This window comes from Kosakonia sp. YIM B13571 (genome assembly GCF_042788095.1).
Taxonomy (GTDB): domain Bacteria; phylum Pseudomonadota; class Gammaproteobacteria; order Enterobacterales; family Enterobacteriaceae; genus Kosakonia; species Kosakonia quasisacchari.
The window spans coordinates 550,721-572,034 of record NZ_JBHZPL010000001.1 but is presented as its reverse complement, the minus strand read 5'-3'; the positions used below and the strand labels follow the sequence as shown (position 1 = coordinate 572,034).

21 protein-coding genes are annotated in these 21,314 nt (G+C 52.8%); 9 read left to right on the top strand and 12 right to left on the bottom strand.

The window, feature by feature from the left end:
* Positions 1-19: 19 nt before the first annotated feature.
* Positions 20-1,396 (bottom strand): anaerobic C4-dicarboxylate transporter DcuC, encoded by a 1,377-nt coding sequence (dcuC, locus tag ACFX4O_RS02755; RefSeq protein WP_380207087.1) that lies wholly within the window; start codon positions 1,394-1,396, stop codon positions 20-22.
* 346 nt (positions 1,397-1,742) lie between these two features.
* On the opposite strand from dcuC, the gene ACFX4O_RS02750 reads away from it, so the two are divergent.
* The 7 genes from ACFX4O_RS02750 to cspE all read left to right on the top strand — a co-directional run bounded on the left by ACFX4O_RS02750 (position 1,743) and on the right by cspE (position 9,533).
* Positions 1,743-2,153 carry a DUF2946 domain-containing protein gene (locus tag ACFX4O_RS02750; protein ID WP_380207085.1) on the top strand — a complete coding sequence of 137 codons (411 nt, stop codon included), beginning with the start codon at positions 1,743-1,745 and terminating at the stop codon, positions 2,151-2,153.
* Positions 2,154-2,208: 55 nt separating this feature from the next.
* Positions 2,209-2,559, top strand: coding sequence for a copper-binding protein (locus tag ACFX4O_RS02745; protein WP_380207083.1), 351 nt, complete (start codon positions 2,209-2,211; stop codon positions 2,557-2,559).
* 12 nt (positions 2,560-2,571) lie between these two features.
* Complete coding sequence (locus ACFX4O_RS02740) at positions 2,572-3,825, top strand: TolC family protein (RefSeq protein WP_131406246.1); 1,254 nt, start codon at positions 2,572-2,574, stop codon at positions 3,823-3,825.
* Positions 3,825-5,279: an efflux RND transporter periplasmic adaptor subunit gene (locus ACFX4O_RS02735; protein ID WP_380207081.1), complete on the top strand. Its 1,455-nt coding sequence runs from the start codon at positions 3,825-3,827 to the stop codon at positions 5,277-5,279. Before ACFX4O_RS02740 ends, ACFX4O_RS02735 begins: the two co-directional genes overlap by 1 nt.
* Positions 5,276-8,395, top strand: a complete 3,120-nt coding sequence (locus ACFX4O_RS02730; protein ID WP_380207079.1) for an efflux RND transporter permease subunit — start codon at positions 5,276-5,278, stop codon at positions 8,393-8,395. Before ACFX4O_RS02735 ends, ACFX4O_RS02730 begins: the two co-directional genes overlap by 4 nt.
* A 205-nt stretch (positions 8,396-8,600) precedes the next feature.
* Positions 8,601-9,131 carry a lipid IV(A) palmitoyltransferase PagP gene (pagP, locus tag ACFX4O_RS02725; protein WP_380207629.1) on the top strand — a complete coding sequence of 177 codons (531 nt, stop codon included), beginning with the start codon at positions 8,601-8,603 and terminating at the stop codon, positions 9,129-9,131.
* 192 nt (positions 9,132-9,323) lie between these two features.
* A complete protein-coding gene (gene cspE / locus ACFX4O_RS02720) occupies positions 9,324-9,533 on the top strand; it encodes a transcription antiterminator/RNA stability regulator CspE (RefSeq protein WP_007373839.1) in 210 nt (69 codons plus the stop codon).
* Between the two features lie 62 nt (positions 9,534-9,595).
* Here cspE and crcB read toward each other — a convergent pair whose 3' ends face one another.
* Positions 9,596-9,979, bottom strand: coding sequence for a fluoride efflux transporter CrcB (gene crcB, locus ACFX4O_RS02715; RefSeq protein WP_380207076.1), 384 nt, complete (start codon positions 9,977-9,979; stop codon positions 9,596-9,598).
* Between the two features lie 89 nt (positions 9,980-10,068).
* Here crcB and ACFX4O_RS02710 point away from each other — a divergent pair, with 89 nt between their 5' ends.
* On the top strand, positions 10,069-10,857 hold the full coding sequence (locus tag ACFX4O_RS02710; RefSeq protein ID WP_380207074.1) for a deaminated glutathione amidase: 789 nt from the start codon (positions 10,069-10,071) through the stop codon (positions 10,855-10,857).
* A 127-nt stretch (positions 10,858-10,984) separates the two neighbouring features.
* Positions 10,985-11,179 carry a twin-arginine translocase subunit TatE gene (gene tatE, locus ACFX4O_RS02705; RefSeq protein WP_017455877.1) on the top strand — a complete coding sequence of 65 codons (195 nt, stop codon included), beginning with the start codon at positions 10,985-10,987 and terminating at the stop codon, positions 11,177-11,179.
* Positions 11,180-11,248: 69 nt separating this feature from the next.
* Here the strand turns inward: tatE and lipA are convergent, their stop codons facing one another.
* From lipA to rsfS, 10 genes are all read right to left on the bottom strand, one after another.
* Positions 11,249-12,214 (bottom strand): lipoyl synthase, encoded by a 966-nt coding sequence (gene lipA, locus ACFX4O_RS02700; RefSeq protein ID WP_380207072.1) that lies wholly within the window; start codon positions 12,212-12,214, stop codon positions 11,249-11,251.
* Positions 12,215-12,424: 210 nt separating this feature from the next.
* A complete protein-coding gene (locus tag ACFX4O_RS02695) occupies positions 12,425-13,378 on the bottom strand; it encodes a YbeF family transcriptional regulator (RefSeq protein WP_380207070.1) in 954 nt (317 codons plus the stop codon).
* 303 nt (positions 13,379-13,681) lie between these two features.
* Positions 13,682-14,323, bottom strand: a complete 642-nt coding sequence (gene lipB, locus ACFX4O_RS02690; protein ID WP_380207068.1) for a lipoyl(octanoyl) transferase LipB — start codon at positions 14,321-14,323, stop codon at positions 13,682-13,684.
* Between the two features lie 88 nt (positions 14,324-14,411).
* A complete protein-coding gene (gene ybeD, locus ACFX4O_RS02685; RefSeq protein ID WP_017455881.1) occupies positions 14,412-14,675 on the bottom strand; it encodes a DUF493 family protein YbeD in 264 nt (87 codons plus the stop codon).
* Between the two features lie 104 nt (positions 14,676-14,779).
* Positions 14,780-15,991 carry a D-alanyl-D-alanine carboxypeptidase DacA gene (gene dacA, locus ACFX4O_RS02680; RefSeq protein WP_380207065.1) on the bottom strand — a complete coding sequence of 404 codons (1,212 nt, stop codon included), beginning with the start codon at positions 15,989-15,991 and terminating at the stop codon, positions 14,780-14,782.
* Positions 15,992-16,130: 139 nt separating this feature from the next.
* Entirely contained in the window at positions 16,131-17,324 is a 1,194-nt protein-coding gene (gene rlpA, locus ACFX4O_RS02675; protein ID WP_380207063.1) for an endolytic peptidoglycan transglycosylase RlpA, read from the bottom strand.
* 10 nt (positions 17,325-17,334) lie between these two features.
* Positions 17,335-18,447 carry a peptidoglycan glycosyltransferase MrdB gene (mrdB, locus tag ACFX4O_RS02670; protein WP_131406257.1) on the bottom strand — a complete coding sequence of 371 codons (1,113 nt, stop codon included), beginning with the start codon at positions 18,445-18,447 and terminating at the stop codon, positions 17,335-17,337.
* Position 18,448: 1 nt separating this feature from the next.
* A complete protein-coding gene (mrdA, locus tag ACFX4O_RS02665; RefSeq protein ID WP_131406258.1) occupies positions 18,449-20,350 on the bottom strand; it encodes a peptidoglycan DD-transpeptidase MrdA in 1,902 nt (633 codons plus the stop codon).
* 29 nt (positions 20,351-20,379) lie between these two features.
* The gene (gene rlmH / locus ACFX4O_RS02660; protein WP_017455886.1) at positions 20,380-20,847 is read right to left on the bottom strand and encodes a 23S rRNA (pseudouridine(1915)-N(3))-methyltransferase RlmH; all 468 of its coding nucleotides are present in this window, start codon (positions 20,845-20,847) and stop codon (positions 20,380-20,382) included.
* Between the two features lie 3 nt (positions 20,848-20,850).
* The gene (rsfS, locus tag ACFX4O_RS02655) at positions 20,851-21,168 is read right to left on the bottom strand and encodes a ribosome silencing factor (protein ID WP_131406259.1); all 318 of its coding nucleotides are present in this window, start codon (positions 21,166-21,168) and stop codon (positions 20,851-20,853) included.
* Positions 21,169-21,314: the final 146 nt, after the last annotated feature.

The window sequence follows — 21,314 nt, the reverse complement described above, 5'->3', positions numbered from 1 at the left end:
CATAAGTGGTGTTTATAAATTAATGTATTGCAACACCTGGAACCAATACTTCGGTAGCGATGATCACCACAATCAGACCGACGATCACCGGCACAGATGTCCGTTTTACGACCTCAAAGGGGGAAATGTTCGCCATCCCCGCTACGGCAACCACCACGCCGGAAACCGGGGAGATGGTGCGTCCGAGATTGGAAGCCTGCAACATCGGAATCGACAAGTAAGCCGGGTTGATACCTGATTCATGTGCCAGTTTCGGGATCATCTCGACAAAGGCGTAAAACGGCGCGTTACCGGAGCCGGTGGTCATTGCCGCCAGCATGGTCAGCGTGACCAGCACCAGCATCAAAATGATGCTCGCCGAACCGAACGATGTGGCAATCGAAATAAGACTCTGGATAAAGCCAATGGTGCTTAAACCCTGGGCGAAAACCCCTGCGGCGACTAGCAACATCACCACACCGGCAAACGCGTCAGCCATGCCGCGATAGGCGACTTCCAGCCCGGAAAAGACGTTTTGCGTATTGAAACCGCGCAAAAATTCCAGCACTGCCGCCAGCACCATGCAAATCACCAAAATGGTGATGATATGCAGTTCCGGGCCCCATTTGCCGTCGAAAATCAGCACGCCAATAATCGGCGTAAACGGCAGGATGGCGTAGAACGTGGGCGCATTGGTGGTGATGTCTTTCACATCCAGCATTTCGCTGACGATGTGCTCTTTTTTATCCAGGTAGCGCTGCCAGAAAAAATGCGCAATCGCCATGGCAATAATCGCCGCGATGGAGATGGGCAGGGTGGTTTTAAAGGCGAAGTCGATAAGCGGCATTTCTGCAGCTTTCGCGGCCAGCACTACGTCACCGGAAGTTGGCGAAAGAATGATTGCTGCCGGAGAAGCGCAAATCGCTGCCGCAGCACCGCGGCTGATACCGACGTTTACCATCACCGGGAACAGGGTTGCCATCAACAGCACGCCAAGGCCCGTTGCCGACGAGACCGCCAGTGACATCAGGCAAGCGACAAAATAGGCGGCAATCATCAGCAGGTAAGGCGAGTTGATAAAGCGCAGTGGCCGCGAAGCCAGCTTCACCACCATGTCGTTCGCGCCGATATGCGTCATATAAGCGGCAAAACCACACAGCATCATGATCATCATGCCGAGATCGCCACCGCGGCTCATCAGCAGGATTTTAATGTATTCGACAATATCGGTAGCGCTATAACCGGTGCTGGTGGCGCTGCCTGGTAATATTTTGTGGCCCATCAGCGCGCTGACAATTAATAGCGCCAGACCGCCGACAAACAGCACGCCGGTGGCGGAGTAGCCTTTGATGATGTAGCGCGCTACGCCGACAATCACCACCACGCCTATCAGCAGTTCAATGAGTGTTAATAACATGTTGTTGGCCCCGGAGGTTGACCTGAATGAAAAGTAAGTAAAAAAACTGGCAACGCAATGTGCCGAATAATAGCCAGCGGGTAGATGATTAAAATCAACAAAGCGATGTGTTGAGTGAATAATCGCGGCAAATTGTTATCACTGCACTTAATAAATACCGCTTAAACAATAATCGGTATTAATTTGAAATGATTAACTTGTTATTTTAAAGGTACTAATAAGTTAATTAATTTAATGGTTTCGGTTGCACTTTATTTCCGGACGTAAATTAGTTAAAAAACGCTTTAAAAATAAAAATGATGCTGCTTATACTCGCCGTTACTTTCCTTTCACCCATGGCGACGTTATGCACGCAGGCTGGCTATACCGATTGCGCTTTATTAAGCGGCATCTGTTGGTGCTGCTGATGGCGTTTGGTTGGCTGCTTATTCAAAGCCAGGTGGCGATTGCTTCGCATAACTGTGATTTAAGCGTGCAGGGTGAAAATGTGATGGTTCAGCATATGGACCATCGAATGGCGATGTCTGACAGTGCGCCGCAAATTGACATCATGAAAACGCCGCTGTGCGAAAAACATTGTGTCCCGGATCTGGCGCAAAAAGACACCGATCACGCTTCACTGGTGGCGCTGCCCGTTTCGCTGACGCTTGCGGTCGCAGAACCTGTTTGTGCCTCCGTCGCGCATGACGGATGGTCGTTAACCCCTCCTGCAATAGGCCCGCCGGCAACGATCCGTTTTTGCCGGTTCCGTGAATAAAAACCTGTTAATGCATTGAATTTTATTAATTTCATTGTTTAACAGGAGTTTTATTATGCGTTCTTCTCTTCTTTGCATGCTCTCTGGCGTGCTGTTTTTCTCCCTGGCCGCTCACGCGGAAGATATGCCCGCAATGCATGGCATGCACGATATGTCGCAGCACTCGGCGATGCATACCCAAATGCAGACATACCAAAGCCAGGGCGTTATCAAAAAAATCACTCCCGATGCGATTTCTATCGCCCATAAAGCCATTCCCGCGCTGAACTGGCCGCCAATGACCATGCAGTTTGCACTGGCGAAAGGCAGCACGTTTGCACCGGTGAAAGTGGGCGACAAGGTCGATTTCACTTTTGTGCAAAGCGAAAACGGCTATCAGCTCGTTTCATTAACGCCGCAACGCTAACCGGGGGCAACAATGAAACGTTACTCGCTGAGCCTGCGGCTCGGCGGGGTGTTGCTCGGACTGATGTGCTCCGCCGCGCAGGCGGAGTCACTGACGCTGACGCAAACCCTTGCCGCCGCTGAGCGCTATTCCGCAGAACTTTCCGCTAACCGCAATGAGGCGCAGGCGCTGGATGCGATGGCAGATTCTGCACGCCAGTTACCCGACCCGAAGCTGAAATTCGGTATTGAAAACGTCCCGGTACAGGGCAACAACGATCGCCGTTTAACCCGTGAAGGGATGACGATGCAGCGGATCGGCATCATGCAGCAGTATGTCAGTGCCGAAAAACGCGATCGTAAAGCCGATACCTTGTTAGCCGAAGCGCAAAGTGTCAGCGCCAAATCCGCCGTTGTGCGCGCCAATTTACAGCGCGATACCGCCCAGGCGTGGCTCGATTTAGCACTTTCACAACAAGCATTGCAGACCGCCCGCAAACTGCTGGCGGAAACCGAACGCCAGCAAGGCGCGCAGCGTGCCAGCGTCGGGACCGGGAATGCTGCACCAGACAGCGTGTTGGCTTTCCGGGTGGGGCTGAGCACCATGCGCGATAAAGTCACGCTTGCCGAACGCGATGTACAACTGGCACAAACCCGCCTGACGCAGCTGACCGGCCAGGATGTGAGCGCTGTTTCCGGCGAACTTCCGCGATATCAACGTCTACCTGCGGATGAAAAAACGCTGGAGCAGGGCATTGTGCAACATCCGGACATTGTCGCCGCTGCCAGCATGGCAAACAGCGCGAAAGCGCGTTCCGCTGAATCCGCCATCGCTGCCATTCCGGATGTGGAAGTGGAAGTGTGGTACGGACGCCGCGCCGAGGGGTACGAAGACATGGCCGGGGTGATGTTTACCGTCGATTTGCCGCTGTTCCAGTCTCACCGGCAGGACAAAGATCACGCCGCCGATGTTTCCCGCACTATGCAGGCTAACGACCAACTGGCGCTGGCTGAGCGTGATCACGCCGCGCAGTTGCATTCGCTCATTGCCGAATATAACGCCGCGCAAACCCTGTGGATGCGCCAGCGTGACGATGTGCTGCCGCTGGTTCGCCAGCGTGCCACGTTACTGGCAGCGCAATACCGTTCGGGGCAATCGGATCTCTCTGCGCTGCTGGAAGCACGGCGCAATGTGCTCGATAGCGAACTGGCCGTTAACCAGGCCGAGAAAGAGATGGCGCAGAAATGGGCCGCAATCCGCTGGCTGATCCCGCAGGAGTTAAGGTAATGAATAAAACGATTTTAGCCGCCGTGGTTGCGGCTTGTCTGGCGGCGGGCGTAGGGTATTTCGCCGGTCGCCAGCACAGTGCGCCTTTGGCTTCCGGCGAGCAGGTACCGCAACGAAAAGTGCTCTACTGGTACGATCCGATGGTGCCAGATCAGCGTTTTGACAAACCGGGTAAATCCCCGTTTATGGATATGCCACTGGTGGCGCGTTACGCCGATGAAGCGCCCGCCAGCGGCGGCGTCAGCGTTAGCGCACAGCAGCAGCAAAATCTGGGGATGACCACGGCGAAGGTGGAAAAACGAGCGCTTACCGACGCGTTTTCTGCCTTCGCCACGGTAACTACCGATGAGCGCAGCATCCAGAGTGTGCCGTCTCCGGCGGCGGGTGTAGTGGAAAAACTGTTTGTCCGCGCGCCGCAGCAGTGGGTGAAAAAAGGCGAAGCGCTGGCGCAACTGTGGATCCCGCAGTGGACGACGGCGCAGCAGGAGTATCTGGCGGTGCGCCAGTTAGGTGATGGTGAATTGACGCGTGCTGCCCGCGAGCGGCTGGCGCTGCAGTTTATGCCGGATGCCATTATTCGCGCAGTTGAGCGCAGTGGAAAACCGCAAACCCGGCTGACGCTGCGCGCCGATCGCGACGGTTATGTGGTCAAACTTGATTCCCGTGAAGGCGCGCAGGTTGCCGCTACGCAAGTTCTGTTTGAGCTGGCGAACCTTGATCCTGTCTGGCTGGTGGTCGATTACCCGCAAAGCCAGGCGCAGGCACTCACTGCGGGTAGCGATATTATTGCTACATCAGGTAGTTGGCCGGGCGAGCAATTTCACGGCCGCGTCAGTGAGTTGCTACCGCAGCTTGAAACCACCACCCGGACGCTTAAAGCGCGCATCGTGCTGGATAACCCGCAGCAAAGACTCAAACCCGGCATGTTCCTGACCGTCACGCAACCTGCTTCGGCGCAGCAACCTGACGTGCTGGCGATTCCGGAAGAGGCGCTGATTGAAACCGGTACTGCAAGCCGCGTGTTACTGGCGACGGGGGACGGTCATTTCCAGGCGGTTAACGTCACCACCGGACGTACGGCCCTGGGCTGGACCGAAGTGCTGTCCGGGTTGCAAGAGGGCGATAATGTTGTGACATCCGGTCAGTTCCTGATCGATTCGGAAGCCAGCCTGCGTAGTGCGCTCCCGCACCAACAGGCACCGCAAACTACCGCGAAAAAAGCGCAAATCTACGACGCTACCGGTGTGGTGAAAGCGATTGATGCCGGTAGCGTCACGCTGTCGCACCAGCCAATTCCGGCGCTGAATTGGGGGGCGATGACGATGGACTTCGTGCTTAAGCAGCCTGAACCTGCCATCAAAGTGGGTGACAAGGTGATGTTCAGCTTCACGCTGGATGATGAACAGGGTGCGGTCATTACCCATCTGATGCCGACGCAGGAGACGATGAAATGATTGCTGCCGTGATTCGCGCATCATTGCGTAACCGCTTGTTAATCCTGCTGGCCGCGCTGGTGCTCACCGGTTGGGGGATTTGGTCAGTACAGCGCGCACCGCTGGATGCTCTGCCTGATCTCTCGGATGTACAGGTGATCATCCGCGCCAGCTATCCGGGAAAAGCGCCGCAACTCATTGAGGATCAAGTGACTTACCCGCTTACCACCGCCATGCTTTCCGTGCCGGGAGCGAAAACGGTGCGTGGTTATTCGATGTTTGGCGATGCCTATGTCTATGTGCTGTTCGATGATGATACCGACCTCTACTGGGCGCGTTCTCGCGTGCTGGAGAACTTAAGCCAAATTCAATCTTCACTGCCTGCTGGCGTGAACGTCGGATTAGGGCCTGATGCCACCGGCGTGGGCTGGATTTATGAGTACGCGCTGGTGGATCGCAGCGGCAAACATAATCTGGCGGATTTACGCGCGTTGCAGGACTGGACGCTGAAATTTGAACTCAAAACGGTACCGAACGTCGCGGAAGTTGCGAGCGTCGGCGGTATGGTTCGGCAGTATCAAGTTGTGCCGGATCCCGCAAAAATGCGGGCGCTGAATATTACCCATGAACAGATTGTCAGCGCTGTGCAGGCGGCGAACCAGGAGAGCGGCGGCGCGCTGTTGGAGATGGGCGAAGCCGAATTTATGGTGCGTACCACCGGCTATTTGCGGCAACTGGCGGATTTTCGCCAGATAGTCATCGCTAGCCGGGACGGTGTGCCGGTGATGCTTTCAGATGTGGCGACGGTACGCCTTGGGCCGGAGTTGCGCCGCGGCGTGGCGGAATATAATGGCGAAGGCGAAGTTGCGGGCGGCATTATCGTGATGCGCTATGGCAAAAACGCGCTCGATACTATTCATGCGGTGAAAGCGAAACTTAGCGAGGTGCAAAAAACGCTGCCCGACGGCGTGGCGATTGTACCGGTTTACGATCGCTCGACGCTGATTGAAAGCGCGGTTGAAACGCTGACGCATAAATTAATCGAGGAATTTATCGTCGTTGCGCTGGTTTGTACACTGTTCCTGTTCCATTTCCGCTCGGCATTGGTAGCGATTGTTTCATTGCCGCTTGGGATCCTCGGTGCGTTTATCGTCATGCATTACCAGGGTATCAACGCCAATATCATGTCGCTCGGCGGGATTGCGATTGCGATTGGCGCGATGGTGGATGCGGCTATTGTGATGATTGAAAACATGCACAAGGTGATGGAGCAGTGGCGGCACGATAATCCTGACCGCCAGCCGAACGGAGCGGATTACTGGCGCTTTTCAGAACAGGCGGCGGTCGAAGTGGGACCTGCGCTATTTTGCAGCCTGCTGATTATCACCTTGTCGTTTATTCCGGTGTTTTCGCTGGAAGCGCAGGAAGGGCGCATGTTCTCGCCGCTGGCGTTCACCAAGAGTTGGGCGATGGCAGTGGCGGCCGGGCTTGGTATCACGCTGGTGCCGGTGCTGATGGGCTTATTCATTCGCGGCAAAATCCCCGACGAGAAAGCCAACCCGATCAACCGTTTTTTGATCCGCATGTATGAGCCACTGCTGGATAAAGTGCTGGCGTGGCCGAAAACGACACTGGCAGTGGCACTGCTGTTGCTGCTGGCAACATTATGGCCGCTGAGCCGGCTGGGCAGTGAGTTTATGCCGCCGCTTAACGAAGGCGACTTACTGTATATGCCGTCGACGCTGCCAGGGATCTCTGCACGCGAAGCCGGGCGTTTATTGCAGCAAACTGACCGGCTGATTAAAAGTGTGCCGGAAGTGGCGAGCGTATTTGGTAAGGCCGGCAGAGCGGAGAGTGCAACCGATCCCGCGCCGTTAACCATGGTGGAAACCACCATTCGCTTTAAGCCGCGCGACCAGTGGCGAGCAGGGATGACACCGGAAAAACTGGTGGAAGAACTGGATAAAACCGTTAGCGTGCCGGGCATCGCCAACGTCTGGGTGCCACCTATTCGCAACCGTCTGGATATGCTGGCAACCGGTATTAAGAGCCCGGTGGGGATTAAGGTGAACGGCAATAATATTGCTGATATTGAACGCGTGGCGCAGCAAATCGAGCAGGTGGTGAAAACAGTGCCGGGCGTAACATCGGCACTGGCGGAACGCCTGGCGGGCGGGCGCTACGTCGATATCAACATTAACCGGCAGCAAGCCGCGCGTTATGGTGTGTCGGTAAAAGAGTTGCAATCGTTGGTCTCTACGCTGGTGGGTGGGGAAAATATTGGTGAAGTGCTGCAGGGCCGGGAGCGGTATCCCATCAACATACGTTACCCACGGGACATACGCGATAACGTCGATGATTTGCGTAAATTGCCGGTGATCACTGAAAATGGCAGCCAAATTGCGTTAGGTGAACTGGCTGATATTGTAGTGAAAGAAGGGCCGCCAATGCTGAAAAGCGAGAATGCGCGTCTGTCGAACTGGATCTATGTTGACCTGCGCGGGCGCGATTTGAAATCAGCAGTCGAAGAGATGCAGCAGCGGGTGGCGCAGCAGGTGAAACTGCCGCAGGGGGTAACACTCTCATGGTCCGGACAGTTTGAATATCTGGAACGCGCCACGGCAAAATTAAAAATTGTTCTGCCGGTAACGCTAATGATTATCTTTGTCCTGCTATTTATTACCTTTAAACGAATATCTGATGCCCTATTAATAATGGGGACATTACCCTTCTCGTTGATTGGTGGTGTCTGGTTATTGTGGTTGCTGGGATATAATTTATCCGTTGCGGGCGCGGTCGGTTTTATTGCTTTGGCCGGGGTGGCGGCGGAGTTCGGCGTTATTATGGTGCTCTATCTTAATCACGCGCTTAAGAAATATCGCACGCGTGAACCGGATGGAGGGAATAAGGTGTTGCTACAGGCTATCCACGAAGGCGCGGTACTCCGCGTTCGGCCAAAGGTGATGACGGTTGCGACGATTATGGCCGGGCTGCTTCCCATTATGTGGGGCGGTGGCAGCGGTTCGGAGGTGATGAGCCGTATCGCTGCACCTATGATTGGCGGCATGATAACGGCACCATTGCTGTCGATGTTGGTTATTCCAGCGGTTTATTTCTTACTTCATCGTAAACGTTAGCCGTTTTTTTTGCGCCCCTATTTTGGGGCGCGTCGAACGCTATTCTGCGTGAAGTGACGTAAATGCTGCGATTATTCCATGTGTTTTTTCAGAATTAATCCGATCTCGTTAAGGGACTATTCAGATAACATGCTCGAGAATAAGCGTCATTGCGTAACATGGAATAAATACGGTGTCTGTAAATAAGAAGATTTTAGCTATTTTTTTGTCTTTGTTTTGTGCGTTTTCGGTGGTTACCACAGCACATGCTACAGAGAACTCCTGGTTCTCGAGTTTTACTGACAATGTGAAGCAAACCTGGCAGCAGCCTGAGCATTATGATCTGTATGTGCCTGCCATCACCTGGCATGCTCGTTTTGCCTATGACAAGGTCAAAACGGACCGCTATAACGAACGTCCGTGGGGCGCAGGTTTTGGTCAGTCACGCTGGGACGAAAAAGGGAACTGGCACGGTCTTTATTTGATGGCGTTTAAAGATTCCTTTAACAAATGGGAACCTATTGGCGGTTACGGTTGGGAAAAAACGTGGCGCCCGCTGGCAGATGATAACTTCCGTTTGGGATTGGGTTATACGGCGGGCTTTACCGCTCGTGATAACTGGAAGTACATTCCCATACCGGTGTTGTTGCCGCTGGCATCTGTGGGCTATGGCCCTGCGACGTTCCAGATGACCTACATTCCGGGCACCTATAACAACGGTAATGTTTACTTTGCCTGGATGCGCTTTCAGTTTTAACTGCAAACGCTGCGTTAATGCAATGTGCAAATTTTAACCATTGTTCAAAACGCGGAATAAACTCGCTATCGCAAAAAAGTTAGCGACATTTATCACTTTTTCGCGAATAACGACTGGACAAAAGCCGTCACAATTGTTGTACTGATACCCGACACAGCATTTGTGTCGATTTTTCATGTAAAGGTAATTTTGATGTCTAAGATTAAAGGTAACGTTAAGTGGTTTAATGAATCCAAAGGATTCGGTTTCATTACTCCGGAAGATGGCAGCAAAGACGTGTTCGTACACTTCTCTGCAATCCAGAGCAATGGTTTCAAAACCCTGGCTGAAGGCCAGCGCGTTGAATTTGAAATCACTAACGGTGCCAAAGGCCCATCTGCTGCGAACGTAATGCCTGTTTAATTCAGCTACGTACGTACAGTAAGAATTCCAAAACCCGCCGTAAGGCGGGTTTTTTTATCCTGTCAGTTTGCATTAACCGACGAAAACAGCCAAAACGCCAGTGCCGTCATGGCAAACGAACCCAGCAAGTTTACCGTCACGTTCAACAGCGCCCAGTTAATTCGCCCCTCCTGCAACAAAAACACCACTTCTGCTGAAAAGGTGGAAAAGGTGGTCAGCCCGCCACAAAAACCGGTGGTTAACAGCACTTTCCAGATGGGATCAATATGCGTCATGCGATTGAACCATGCTAAACCCATACCGATAATAAATGCGCCAAGCAGGTTGGCGGTGAGCGTACCAACAGGAATTGCTTGATGTGCCGGATTAAGTTTCATACTTAACATCCAGCGCGCAACACTGCCGGTTCCACCGCCAATAAATACCGCTAAAAGAAGTTGTAACACTGTGAGATCCTGCTATCTGGTTTGTTAGAGTGTCGAGTTTAGCGTCGCGGCTATTTTCTGGCTATGGTGACGAAGCGGGAGGAGTAACGATGATTGTTGCAGCCGGGCAATTTGCGGTCACGCCAGACTGGCGGACCAATGCGCAGACTTGTGTTGCGTTGATGGCACAAGCGGCAGGGCGTCAGGCGTCGCTGTTGGTGCTGCCAGAGGCATTGCTGGCAAGAGATGATGCTGACCCACACCTTTCTGTCAAATCAGCGCAGAGGCTGGATGGCGGCTTTCTGAACCTGTTGCGTACGGAAAGCCAGCGTAACATGTTGACTACGGTGTTGACGGTGCATGTTCCCTCAACCGAGGGCAGGGCAGTTAATACACTGGTGGTATTGCGCGGTGGAGAGGTGATCGCGCAGTATGCCAAGCTGCATCTGTATGACGCGTTTAATATGCAGGAGTCGCTGCGAGTGGACGCCGGGCACAATATTCCTCCGTTGATTGAAGTGGAGGGCATGAAGGTCGGGCTGATGACGTGCTACGATCTGCGTTTCCCGGAGCTGGCTTTGTCGCTGGCGTTGCAGGGTGCTGAATTGCTGGTGTTGCCTGCTGCCTGGGTGCGCGGTCCGCTCAAGGAGCAGCACTGGGCTACGCTGTTATCGGCAAGGGCGCTGGATACAACATGTTATATCGTCGCGGCTGGCGAATGCGGCAATAAGAATATCGGGCAGAGCCGGGTCGTTGATCCGCAGGGCGCGACTGTTGCGGCAGCGGCGGAAGTGCCACAATTGATTTTCGCTGAGGTGACGCCTGAACGTGTGGCGCAAACGCGGGATAAACTGCCGGTGTTACGTAATCGCCGTTTCGCTGCGCCGTATTTATTGTGATGTTTTTTTAAACAACACTTGATTCATCTCGTTACACATTGCTATTGTGTGCGCGCGTCGAATGACCGTTAATGAAGTCCGGTTATAATGGCGTTTTATGCAGCCTGTTTTACGAAAGAAGGTATCTATGGGTGAGATTAGTATTACCAAACTGCTGGTTGTGGCCGCACTGGTTGTTCTGCTGTTTGGAACCAAAAAATTGCGTACGCTCGGCGGTGACCTGGGCGCAGCCATCAAAGGCTTTAAAAAAGCCATGAATGATGATGATGCAGCGAAAAAAGCTGACGAAGTCACAGCAGAAAAACTCTCTCACAAAGAGTAATAGCGGCTTTGACAGGCGAAAAAAAACCGGCGCAGAAGCCGGTTTTTTTGTTTGCAGTGTAAGCAAGTATTACTTCACTTCCATACCTTTTGCCTGCAGATCCGCATGGTAAGAGGAGCGAACGAATGGACCACATGCTGCATGGGTAAAGCCCATTGCCAGCGCTTCCTCTTTCATTTCGTCAAACTCATCCGGGCTGACATAGCGCTGTACCGGCAGATGGTGGCGGCTTGGCTGTAGATATTGGCCCAGCGTCAGCATTGTTACGCCATGACGGCGCAGATCGCGCATGACCTCGATGATCTCTGCATTGGTTTCACCCAACCCAACCATCAGACCGGATTTCGTTGGAATTTCTGGATGCGCTTCTTTAAAACGCTCCAGAAGTTTCAGCGACCAGTTGTAATCTGCACCTGGGCGAACCTGGCGGTAAACACGCGGTACGTTCTCCAGGTTGTGGTTAAATACATCCGGCGGCGTGGCGGTGAGGATATCCAGCGCGCGATCCATACGACCACGGAAATCCGGCACCAGCGTTTCGATTTTGATGGATGGGCTTTTTTCGCGGATTGCGGTAATGCAATCCGCAAAATGCTGAGCGCCGCCATCACGCAGATCGTCACGGTCAACAGAGGTGATGACCACATAACGCAGCGCCATATCAGCAATAGTCTGTGCCAGCTTTTGCGGTTCGTTGGCGTCCGGTGCAACAGGACGACCGTGTGCCACATCGCAGAACGGGCAACGGCGCGTGCAGATCGCGCCAAGGATCATAAAGGTTGCCGTACCGTGGTTGAAACACTCAGCGAGGTTCGGGCAGGAAGCCTCTTCGCACACAGAGTGCAGCCCGTTTTTGCGCATGGCTGCTTTAATACCCTGGATACGGGAAGAGTCGGCCGGGAGTTTGATTTTCATCCATTCCGGTTTTCTTAACAGGGCTTCGCGCTCTGTCGCCACATTTTTAACCGGGATAAGCGCCATTTTATCGGCATCGCGGTACTTAACACCGCGTTCCATCACAATGGGTTTACTCATAGCGTGCGTGTTCCAGTTGCGGATAACGAAGTAAGCATTTCAATTCAAATGAATGTTGTATTTATCAACTATTTTTGAATTAACTTGCGTGCAGTATACCATTGATGGGGGATAGAAAGCAGCCTGACAACGGGGCAATTTGTAAAATAGTTGTTGTTTTGTGCCATATGCCCAATAAGGGTTAGCGCTTTCGCCTGACACGGACGGGCGTTAAAAAGCCCGTCGGATAACGTTAATGACGCTTTCCAGTACCGGGTCGCGCAGGCTCAACTTATTGTAAAAGAGTGAGATTTCGAGATGCTCGTTACTGATTGGCGGGTAATCAATTTCAACCAGCGGCCAACAACCACTGAATAACTCAAACAGCCGCGCCGGCATTAACCCCAGCATATCACTGTTGCCGATCAGTGCTGCAATCGTAAACATATTGTAACTGCTGAAGCTTACCTGGCGCTCGGGGAAAAGATCCTGGACGCGTTGACGAAGCCCGCTAAGATTTTGCCCTTCTAGCATCAGTAAGGTGTGTTCGTACTGTTGCAAAACCTCTTCATTGATCGGCCCATTTAAACAAGGATGCCCTTTGCGGCAAACCAGCATGAGGCGGTCACTATAAAGGACGTGATGGTTAATGGTTCGTGAAGCAGCAATATGTGTATCAATAATTAAATCGGTTTGAAACTGACTGAGCTGACTTTCCGCATCGTTAACAGGAATATTACGCATCATCAGATGCGGGGCACTCTCTTTTATTGCCTGGAAGATAACAGGTATAACTAATGCACCAATCGATGGTGGCGTGCCGATGGTAATCGTACGCTGTTTGTCATAGCTGCCGGTCAGATCTAATGCGCCAAGAATAGACTCCAGTCCCTGGCTGATATATTCGTGCAGATGGGAAGCATAAGCCGTAGGCGTCACGCCCTGGCCTTTACGAATGAAAAGCGGATCGGGAAATATTGCACGTAATTTTTGAATGGACTGGCTAATAGCGGAAGGCGTTAAATTGAGCACTTTTGCCGCGTTGACTATCCCTTTGTGAACATATACTGCCTCGAAAATAGTCAGTAAATTGAGATCAATATTGCGCAGCGTTCTGAAGACTTGCGGCTTATCATCGTCGGGGCGCACGGTTATTCGCTTTTCCTGCAGGTTATTATTATCCACGCTTGTGCTCCGTATTCATTCAAAATCTGAATGATAGTTGAATTTATTTTTTTTGTTGATTATTAACTTGAGTAAACATCCTGTCTCTCGTCATCATGACGTAGTTTTTCATCGCGAGGCCAGACAATACACTCAAAAAAATTGGCCTTGGGCGCGTATACAAAGCCTGGCAAAGTGCTGTAATGCTAATTATCCCGACAAAGCAGGCAGGTTGAAAATAGAGAATATGGCTTCTATTGTAAAGCGCTAACAGGCCATGTAAATAACGACCCGCACAAAATGCGGGCTTTTATACATGATATATTAAGCGCTCATATATTGATGAGGTGGATTGTTTAGTAGCGCTAAAAATTGCTGGATAAGAATTGTCCTTAATTTATCCATATCGCTATTTTCCACCAGTTGGCTGACCTGGGTCATTTCCATACCGGCGTACCCGCAAGGATTGATGCGCATAAACGGCGTCAAATCCATATCGATATTCAGCGCCAGGCCATGAAATGAGCACCCTTTACGGATCCGCAGCCCCAGGGAACAGATTTTCTTGCCTTGCACATATACACCCGGTGCGTCAGCACGTGCCTGTGCGTTAATCCCCAATGTTGCCAGCGTATTGATAACCGTATTTTCCAGCAACGTGACAAGCTCGCGAACGCCAACTTTGCGCCGCTTCAGGTTAATTAATACATACATCACCTGCTGGCCAGGCCCGTGATAGGTTACCTGGCCGCCGCGATCGCTCTGGATGACGGGAATGTCACCCGGTGCCAGTACATGTTCGGCTTTTCCTGCCTGGCCTTGCGTAAAGACGGGATGGTGTTCTACCAGCCAAATTTCATCCGGCGTCGTTTCGTCGCGAGCATCGGTGAATTCATGCATTGCCCGAGAAATGGGCTCATAAGGTTGCAAGCCAAGATTGCGGATAAGAATGGTGTCCTGAGACAAAACGGCATCCCCGGGGGAGAAAAAGAGTGGTGGGAGTATATCACAGCGAAGACGTTACCCGAATGGCTCCGGGTAACGTGATGAACAATTACAGCACCATACGAACAATTTCGATATTGCCGAGTTCTTCGTAGAGCGTCTCTACTTGCTCAATATGCGTGGCGTTAATGGTGATGGATACCGAGTGGTAATTGCCTTTGCTGCTCGGTTTTACCTGCGGAGAGTAATCACCTGGCGCATGGCGCTGTACCACTTCAACCACCAGATCAACCAGCTCTGGTTTCGCCAGACCCATCACTTTGTAAGTAAAAGGAGTCGGGAATTCAAGCAGTTCTTTAAGATTGGTTTTCATGTCAGCTCCGGCGTAAAAAATAAGAACTCCTGCCACAAGGGCAGGAGTTTTTCTGAGATGCTAAGTATATGGGGGCGGAAATCACACTTTCAAGTGTTCAATTTTTAGCCAAACCAATGATGGAACATCAATTTAATGTAATCAATGATTTTGCCGAAGAAATTGCCTTCCGGAATCTCCTGCAGCACGACTAGCGGGCGCTGTTCGATGGTTTTACCATCCAACTGGAAGTTAATTGAACCAACCACCTGATTTTTCTGCAGCGGCGCGTGCAGTTCGCTGGTGTTCAGCACATAGCTGGCTTTCAAATCTTTCATACGGCCGCGCGGAATGGTCAGGTACACGTCTTTATCAACGCCCAGCGAAGCGCGATCGCTGTCGCCAAACCATGCTGGCTCTGAAGCAAACTCTTTACCGGCTTTGAGCGGACTTACGGTTTCAAAGAAACGGAAGCCCCAGGTCAGCAGTTTCTTGCTTTCAGTTTCACGGCCTTTAAACGTGCGACCACCCATCACAGCAGATATCAGGCGCATCTGGCCTTCGGTTGCCGACGCCACCAGGTTATAACCCGCTTTATCGGTGTGACCGGTTTTAATCCCGTCGACATTCAGGCTGTTATCCCACAGCAGGCCATTACGGTTGGTCTGACGAATGCCATTAAAGGTGAACTCTTTCTCTTTATAGATGGAGTATTCATTCGGCACATCGCGGATAAGCGCCTGACCAATCAGTGCCATATCGCGCGCAGAACTGTACTGACCATCAGCATCCAGGCCGTGTACAGTCTGGAAGTGGCTGTTTTGCAGGCCCAGCGCTTTTACATAGTTATTCATCAGACCGACAAACGCATCCTGGCTGCCCGCCACATAATCGGCCATCGCAACGCAGGCATCGTTACCGGATTGCAGGTTGATACCACGGATCAGTTGGGATACCGGTACTTGCATACCGGGTTTCAGGAACATCAACGAAGAACCACGAAACACCGGGTTGCCGGTGGCCCAGGCGTCGTTACCAATCGTTACCAGATCGCTGTCTTTGAATTTGCCCGCTTTCATGGCCTGGCCAATGACATAACTGGTCATCATCTTAGTCAGGCTTGCCGGATCGCGGCGCGCATCGGCGTTTTGCTCAGCCAGCACTTTGCCGGAGTTATAGTCGATCAGGATATAGGATTCCGCGTCAATCTGCGGAACGCCAGGGATCATGGTCTTAATATTCAGGTCATCGGCATGCGCAGCGGAAAGAGAGGCTGCAGCCAGCGCCGTGGTGAGCGCCAGGCGCTGCATAAAACGAACGGAAAAAGTGGTCTTCATGGTCGAACAACGACATCCGTGATGGAGTTAAAAAAAGTGCCTTACTATAGCAAAAGCTATACTTGCAGGCATCTGACTTTCAGCATGACTTTGTTAATGTTGCTGACATAAGTTGACAAAGTCAGACACCTTAGCAAGTTTACTGGGCGTTCGTAACGAATGACTGCAACTGCGCCTCGTTTTGCAGGCGCTGCTGCAAGGCGCTGGCGTCCGCTTTGTTGCTAAATGGCCCTAGCTGTACACGCCAGACAGCACCATTTTGCGTGACGCGGCCAGGAACCGCAAATTGCTGCGCCAGACGCTGCTGGTATTGCTGCGCACGCGTCTGATCGCTAACGGCACCCACCTGCACCATATAACCGCTACTGCTTGCCGCCGCAGCGCCGCTGGCAGGCGCGGCAGTATGTACGTTGCCCTGGACCGAACCTGGTGCAGTCACTGGCGAAGTGCGCGTTGGTGTGTAAGTTTGCGCAGCCGGAGCGGTCTGCGTCACCGGCGTAGCCGTTGGCGTCACAGAGGTTGTTGCAGGTTGCGCTGCTGTCGCGGCGGCAGTATCGGCGCTTCCTTCCAGTACGCCAGAGGCGAGTGGTGTCGGCGCACCCAGGAAGCCGCCGCTACGCACTGGCGCAGCGGTTGTGTCGTCGTTTTTCAGCGTATCGTTGCTGATAGCGTGTACATTGCCCTGCGACTCTACGGGCTGCGGAGCAGAAGATACGCTGCCAGGGCCGTCGCCAAGATCGGGACGCGCTGGCAATGCGTACGTTTGCTGTGCAACTTTCGTACACGCCATACCCGGGCCGGAAAGGGAACCATCCTGCGCAACAATAATCGGATCGATACGCACTTTGGTGTTATTGGAGGTGTTCAGTCGATCCGCCGCCGCGCGCGACAGGGAAATCACGCGATCGTTGCCGTACGGCCCGCGATCGTTAATACGCACCACGATCATGCGCCCATTCGCCAGGTTGGTGATACGCGCATAGCTCGGAATGGGCAGCGTCGGGTGTGCTGCGGTAAGCTGCATCGGATCGAACGCTTCGCCGGAAGCCGTCAAATTGCTGCCGGGTTCGGCATCATAAATGGCGGCCAATCCCGCCTGGCTAAAGTTCGCCGGATTCTGCACAATTTTGTAGCGCTTACCGTCGCGTTCATAATCCTGATTCGCCGTGGCGTTAGGCGCTTCGTAATGAGGCTCCGCACCGCTAATTTCAACGACAGGGCCGTTACACACCGCAGGTTGCGGCGCTACGGTCGTTTGCTGCTGACCATCATCGTTTGAACATGCCGCCAGTAATCCTGCTGCTATGCAGATCCCAAGCCATTGCTTACGCATTGCCCACCTCTTATACGCTCTTTGACAACATTTTCCTGTGGGTATGAATCGACATAACGATGCCAAACCCGGCCATGAGTACGATCAGGGCAGAACCCCCGTAACTGATCAGTGGCAGCGGTACGCCGACCACCGGCAGGATACCGCTCACCATACCAATATTTACGAACACATAAACGAACAAAATCAACATCAAACCACCAGCCATTACGCGTCCGAATGTGGTTTGCGCCCGGGCGGCAATCCAAAGCCCACGCATAATCAGCAACACATACAGCGCCAGCAAAATCAGAATGCCGACGAGACCCAGCTCTTCCGCCAGCACGGCAAAGATAAAGTCAGTATGGCGTTCGGGCAGAAACTCCAGTTGCGACTGAGTTCCATGCAGCCATCCCTTACCGCTCAGACCGCCGGAACCGATGGCAATTTTTGACTGAATAATATGATAGCCCGCGCCGAGCGGATCGGTTTCGGGATCAAGGAGCATCATCACGCGCTGGCGCTGATAATCATGCATCAGGAAGAACCACAGTACCGGGATAAACGCCGCCACCAGCACGGCGGCAATACCAATCAACCGCCAGCTTAATCCGGAAAGAAACAGCACAAACAGCCCGGAGAGCACCACGAGGATGGAGGTTCCCAAATCTGGCTGCGCCGCCACCAGCAGCGTCGGCACGAAAATCAGCGCCAGCGCGATAGCGGTATTCTTCAGCGAAGGCGGGCAGACATCGCGGTTAATAAAACGCGCCACCATCAACGGTACGGCAATTTTGGCTATTTCCGAAGGTTGAAAACGCACAACGCCCAAATCTAGCCAGCGCTGCGCCCCTTTTGAAATAGCGCCGAAAGCATCCACCGCGACAAGCAAAATTACACAGAAAATATAGAGATAGGGTGCCCAACCTTCATAGACGCGTGGCGGTACCTGCGCCAGGATAACCATGATAATCAGCCCCATGGCGATCTGGCCGACTTTACGCTCGGTCATACCGATATCCTGGCCGCTGGCGCTCCAGATAACGATCGCGCTGTAAAATAGCAGCGCGAGGATAATCAACATCATCACCGGATCGATGTGGATTTTATCCCAGAACGATTTCTTGTTCGGATTATCCGTCATGTTATTGGTCCTCCACGGCTGCCGTGGACGGGTTTTCCGTTGGCAGTTCGGTGTTGTTATCGCCAAGCATAATGTGGTCGAGGATCTGTCGCATAATTGTACCCACCGCTGGACCTGCGCCACCGTTTTCCAGAATAACCGCGACGGCGACCTGCGGATTATCGTAAGGAGCAAATGCTGTCATCAATTTATGGTCGCGCAGACGTTCTGCAATTCGGTGGGCGTTATAGGTTTCGTTCGCTTTCAAACCAAAGACCTGGGCAGTACCTGATTTCGCCGCGACTTTGTACGGTGCGTTGGCGAAATACTTATGACCCGTACCGTTAGGGCGGTTGGCTACGCCATACATCCCGTCTTTGGCAATCTCCCAGTAGCCAGAGTGAATATCACCCACTGGCGGCTGTGCAGGCTGCTTCCACGGAACCTGCTTACCATCTTCCACCGTGCTCATCAGCAGATGCGGCACCTTAACAACACCGTCATTAATCAGCGTCATCATCGCTTTGTTCATCTGCAATGGCGTCGCTGTCCAGTAACCCTGGCCGATCCCCACCGGAATGGTATCGCCTTGGTACCACGGTTTTTTAAAGCGCTTCAGTTTCCATTCGCGGGTTGGCATGTTCCCGGCGCGCTCTTCCGAGAGGTCAACGCCGGTATAGTGTCCGTAGCCAAATTTGCCCATCCATTCTGCCAGGCGATCAATGCCCATATCATAGGCGACTTGATAGAAGAAAGTATCGGCGGACTCTTCCAGCGATTTGGTAACATTCAGGTGGCCGTGCCCCCATTTTTTCCAGTCGCGGTAGCGTTTTTCTGAGCCGGGTAATTGCCACCAGCCGGGATCGAACAAGCTGGTGTTACGCGTGATCACCCCGGCGCTGAGTGCGGAAACGGCCACATACGGTTTCACCGTGGACGCAGGCGGGTAAACCCCTTGCGTTGCGCGGTTGATCAGCGGCGTATTCGGATCGTTTAACAGTGAGGCGTAGTCTTTGCTGGAAATGCCATCAACAAACAGGTTCGGATCGTAGCTTGGCATCGACACCAGCGCGAGAATGCTGCCATTGCGTGGATCGGTTACTACCACGGCGGCACGGCTGCCAGCGAGCAGCGTTTCAATATATTGCTGGAGTTTTAAATCCAGCGTCAGGTAGATATCGTGACCAGCCTGCGGCGGCACCTCTTTGAGCTGACGGATCACGCGGCCGCGGTTATTGACTTCCACCTCTTCATAACCGGTCTGACCGTGCAGCACATCTTCGTAATAGCGCTCAATACCCAGTTTTCCGATATCGTGGGTGGCGGCGTAGTTTGCCAGCTTGCCCTCTTTATCCAGCCGTTCGACGTCTTTATCGTTAATTTTCGACACGTAACCAATGACGTGAGTCAGCGCGGAACCATACGGATAAAAACGGCGCTTGTAGCCCTTGACCTCAACGCCGGGGAAACGGTACTGGTTAACCGCAAAGCGCGCCACCTGGACTTCAGTCAGGTTAGTTTTTACCGGGATTGAGGTGAAGCGGTGCGAGCGCGAGCGCTCTTTTTTGAAGTTGGCGATGTCATCGTCGTTAAGATCGACCACATCGCGCAAGGCATCCAGCGTTTGCTGCACATCATCGACTTTCTCCGGCATCATCTCGACCTGGTAGATGGTGCGGTTCAGCGCCAGTGGCGTGCCGTTGCGATCGTAGATAATGCCGCGGCTTGGCGCGATAGGCACCAGCTTGATGCGGTTTTCGTTGGAGCGGGTCTGGTAGTCTGCAAAACGGACGATTTGCAGGTTATAAAGGTTGGCTACCAGCACGCCGGTAAGCAGCAAAATCCCCGTAAAAGCGACCACCGCCCGGCGCACAAACAGCGCGGACTCAGCCGTATAGTCGCGAAAAGAATTCTGTAATTTCATCCGCTGCTTAATCTACCCAAGACTCGTCATTACTCACGGTGATAAGGATGGTTGGTTGTAATACTCCATGCGCGATACAGGCTTTCGGCAACCAGCACGCGCACCAGCGGGTGAGGTAACGTTAGCGCAGAGAGTGACCAACTTTGTTCTGCCGCCGCTTTGCAGGCCGGAGATAGCCCTTCCGGCCCACCAATCAACAAGCTGACATCGCGCCCGTCTTGCTTCCAGCGTTCCAGCTCGTTTGCCAGCTGCGGTGTATCCCAGGGTTTGCCCGGAATATCGAGGGTAACGATACGGTTTTTGCCAGCCGCAGCCAGCATCAGTTCACCCTCTTTATCGAGAATACGTTTGATATCTGCGTTCTTGCCGCGCTTTCCCGCCGGAATTTCGATTAACTCGAACGGCATATCTTTTGGAAAGCGGCGCAGGTATTCACTAAAACCTGTCTGTACCCAGTCCGGCATTTTCGTGCCGACGGCGACCAGTTGCAGTTTCACGCATTAACTCCAGAGCTTTTCCAGCTCATACAGGCGACGGCTCTCTTCCTGCATGACATGGACAATCACATCACCCAAATCGACAACGACCCAGTCTGCGGCGCTTTCGCCTTCGACACCCAGCGGCATCATGCCTGCGGCACGCGATTCCTGTACCACATGGTCCGCAATAGAGATAACGTGGCGAGTAGAGGTGCCGGTGCAGATAATCATGCAATCGGTAATACTGGATTTACCCTGAACGTCAATGGCAACGATATCTTGACCTTTCAGGTCATCAATTTTGTCGATAACAAAATCCTGGAGTGCTTTACCCTGCAAGTGTTCCCCCTGGGGTGAGTGAAAAATGTACTGTTAATGAACGGCCTGACATTATACCTGAACTGCATCGATTGTCGGGGTAAGACAGCCCCGGCAAATTTTAAAGTTGGCTATCATCCCATCACGGCCGTATGAATGCATTGCCA

Coding starts and splice junctions, on each gene's coding strand:
- dcuC (WP_380207087.1), bottom strand. CDS start 1,396: ATGTTATTAACACTCATTGAACTGCTGATAGGCGTGGTGGTGATTGTC.
- ACFX4O_RS02750 (WP_380207085.1), top strand. CDS start 1,743: ATGCACGCAGGCTGGCTATACCGATTGCGCTTTATTAAGCGGCATCTG.
- ACFX4O_RS02745 (WP_380207083.1), top strand. CDS start 2,209: ATGCGTTCTTCTCTTCTTTGCATGCTCTCTGGCGTGCTGTTTTTCTCC.
- ACFX4O_RS02740 (WP_131406246.1), top strand. CDS start 2,572: ATGAAACGTTACTCGCTGAGCCTGCGGCTCGGCGGGGTGTTGCTCGGA.
- ACFX4O_RS02735 (WP_380207081.1), top strand. CDS start 3,825: ATGAATAAAACGATTTTAGCCGCCGTGGTTGCGGCTTGTCTGGCGGCG.
- ACFX4O_RS02730 (WP_380207079.1), top strand. CDS start 5,276: ATGATTGCTGCCGTGATTCGCGCATCATTGCGTAACCGCTTGTTAATC.
- cspE (WP_007373839.1), top strand. CDS start 9,324: ATGTCTAAGATTAAAGGTAACGTTAAGTGGTTTAATGAATCCAAAGGA.
- ACFX4O_RS02710 (WP_380207074.1), top strand. CDS start 10,069: ATGATTGTTGCAGCCGGGCAATTTGCGGTCACGCCAGACTGGCGGACC.
- tatE (WP_017455877.1), top strand. CDS start 10,985: ATGGGTGAGATTAGTATTACCAAACTGCTGGTTGTGGCCGCACTGGTT.
- lipA (WP_380207072.1), bottom strand. CDS start 12,214: ATGAGTAAACCCATTGTGATGGAACGCGGTGTTAAGTACCGCGATGCC.
- ybeD (WP_017455881.1), bottom strand. CDS start 14,675: ATGAAAACCAATCTTAAAGAACTGCTTGAATTCCCGACTCCTTTTACT.
- dacA (WP_380207065.1), bottom strand. CDS start 15,991: ATGAAGACCACTTTTTCCGTTCGTTTTATGCAGCGCCTGGCGCTCACC.
- rlpA (WP_380207063.1), bottom strand. CDS start 17,324: ATGCGTAAGCAATGGCTTGGGATCTGCATAGCAGCAGGATTACTGGCG.
- mrdB (WP_131406257.1), bottom strand. CDS start 18,447: ATGACGGATAATCCGAACAAGAAATCGTTCTGGGATAAAATCCACATC.
- mrdA (WP_131406258.1), bottom strand. CDS start 20,350: ATGAAATTACAGAATTCTTTTCGCGACTATACGGCTGAGTCCGCGCTG.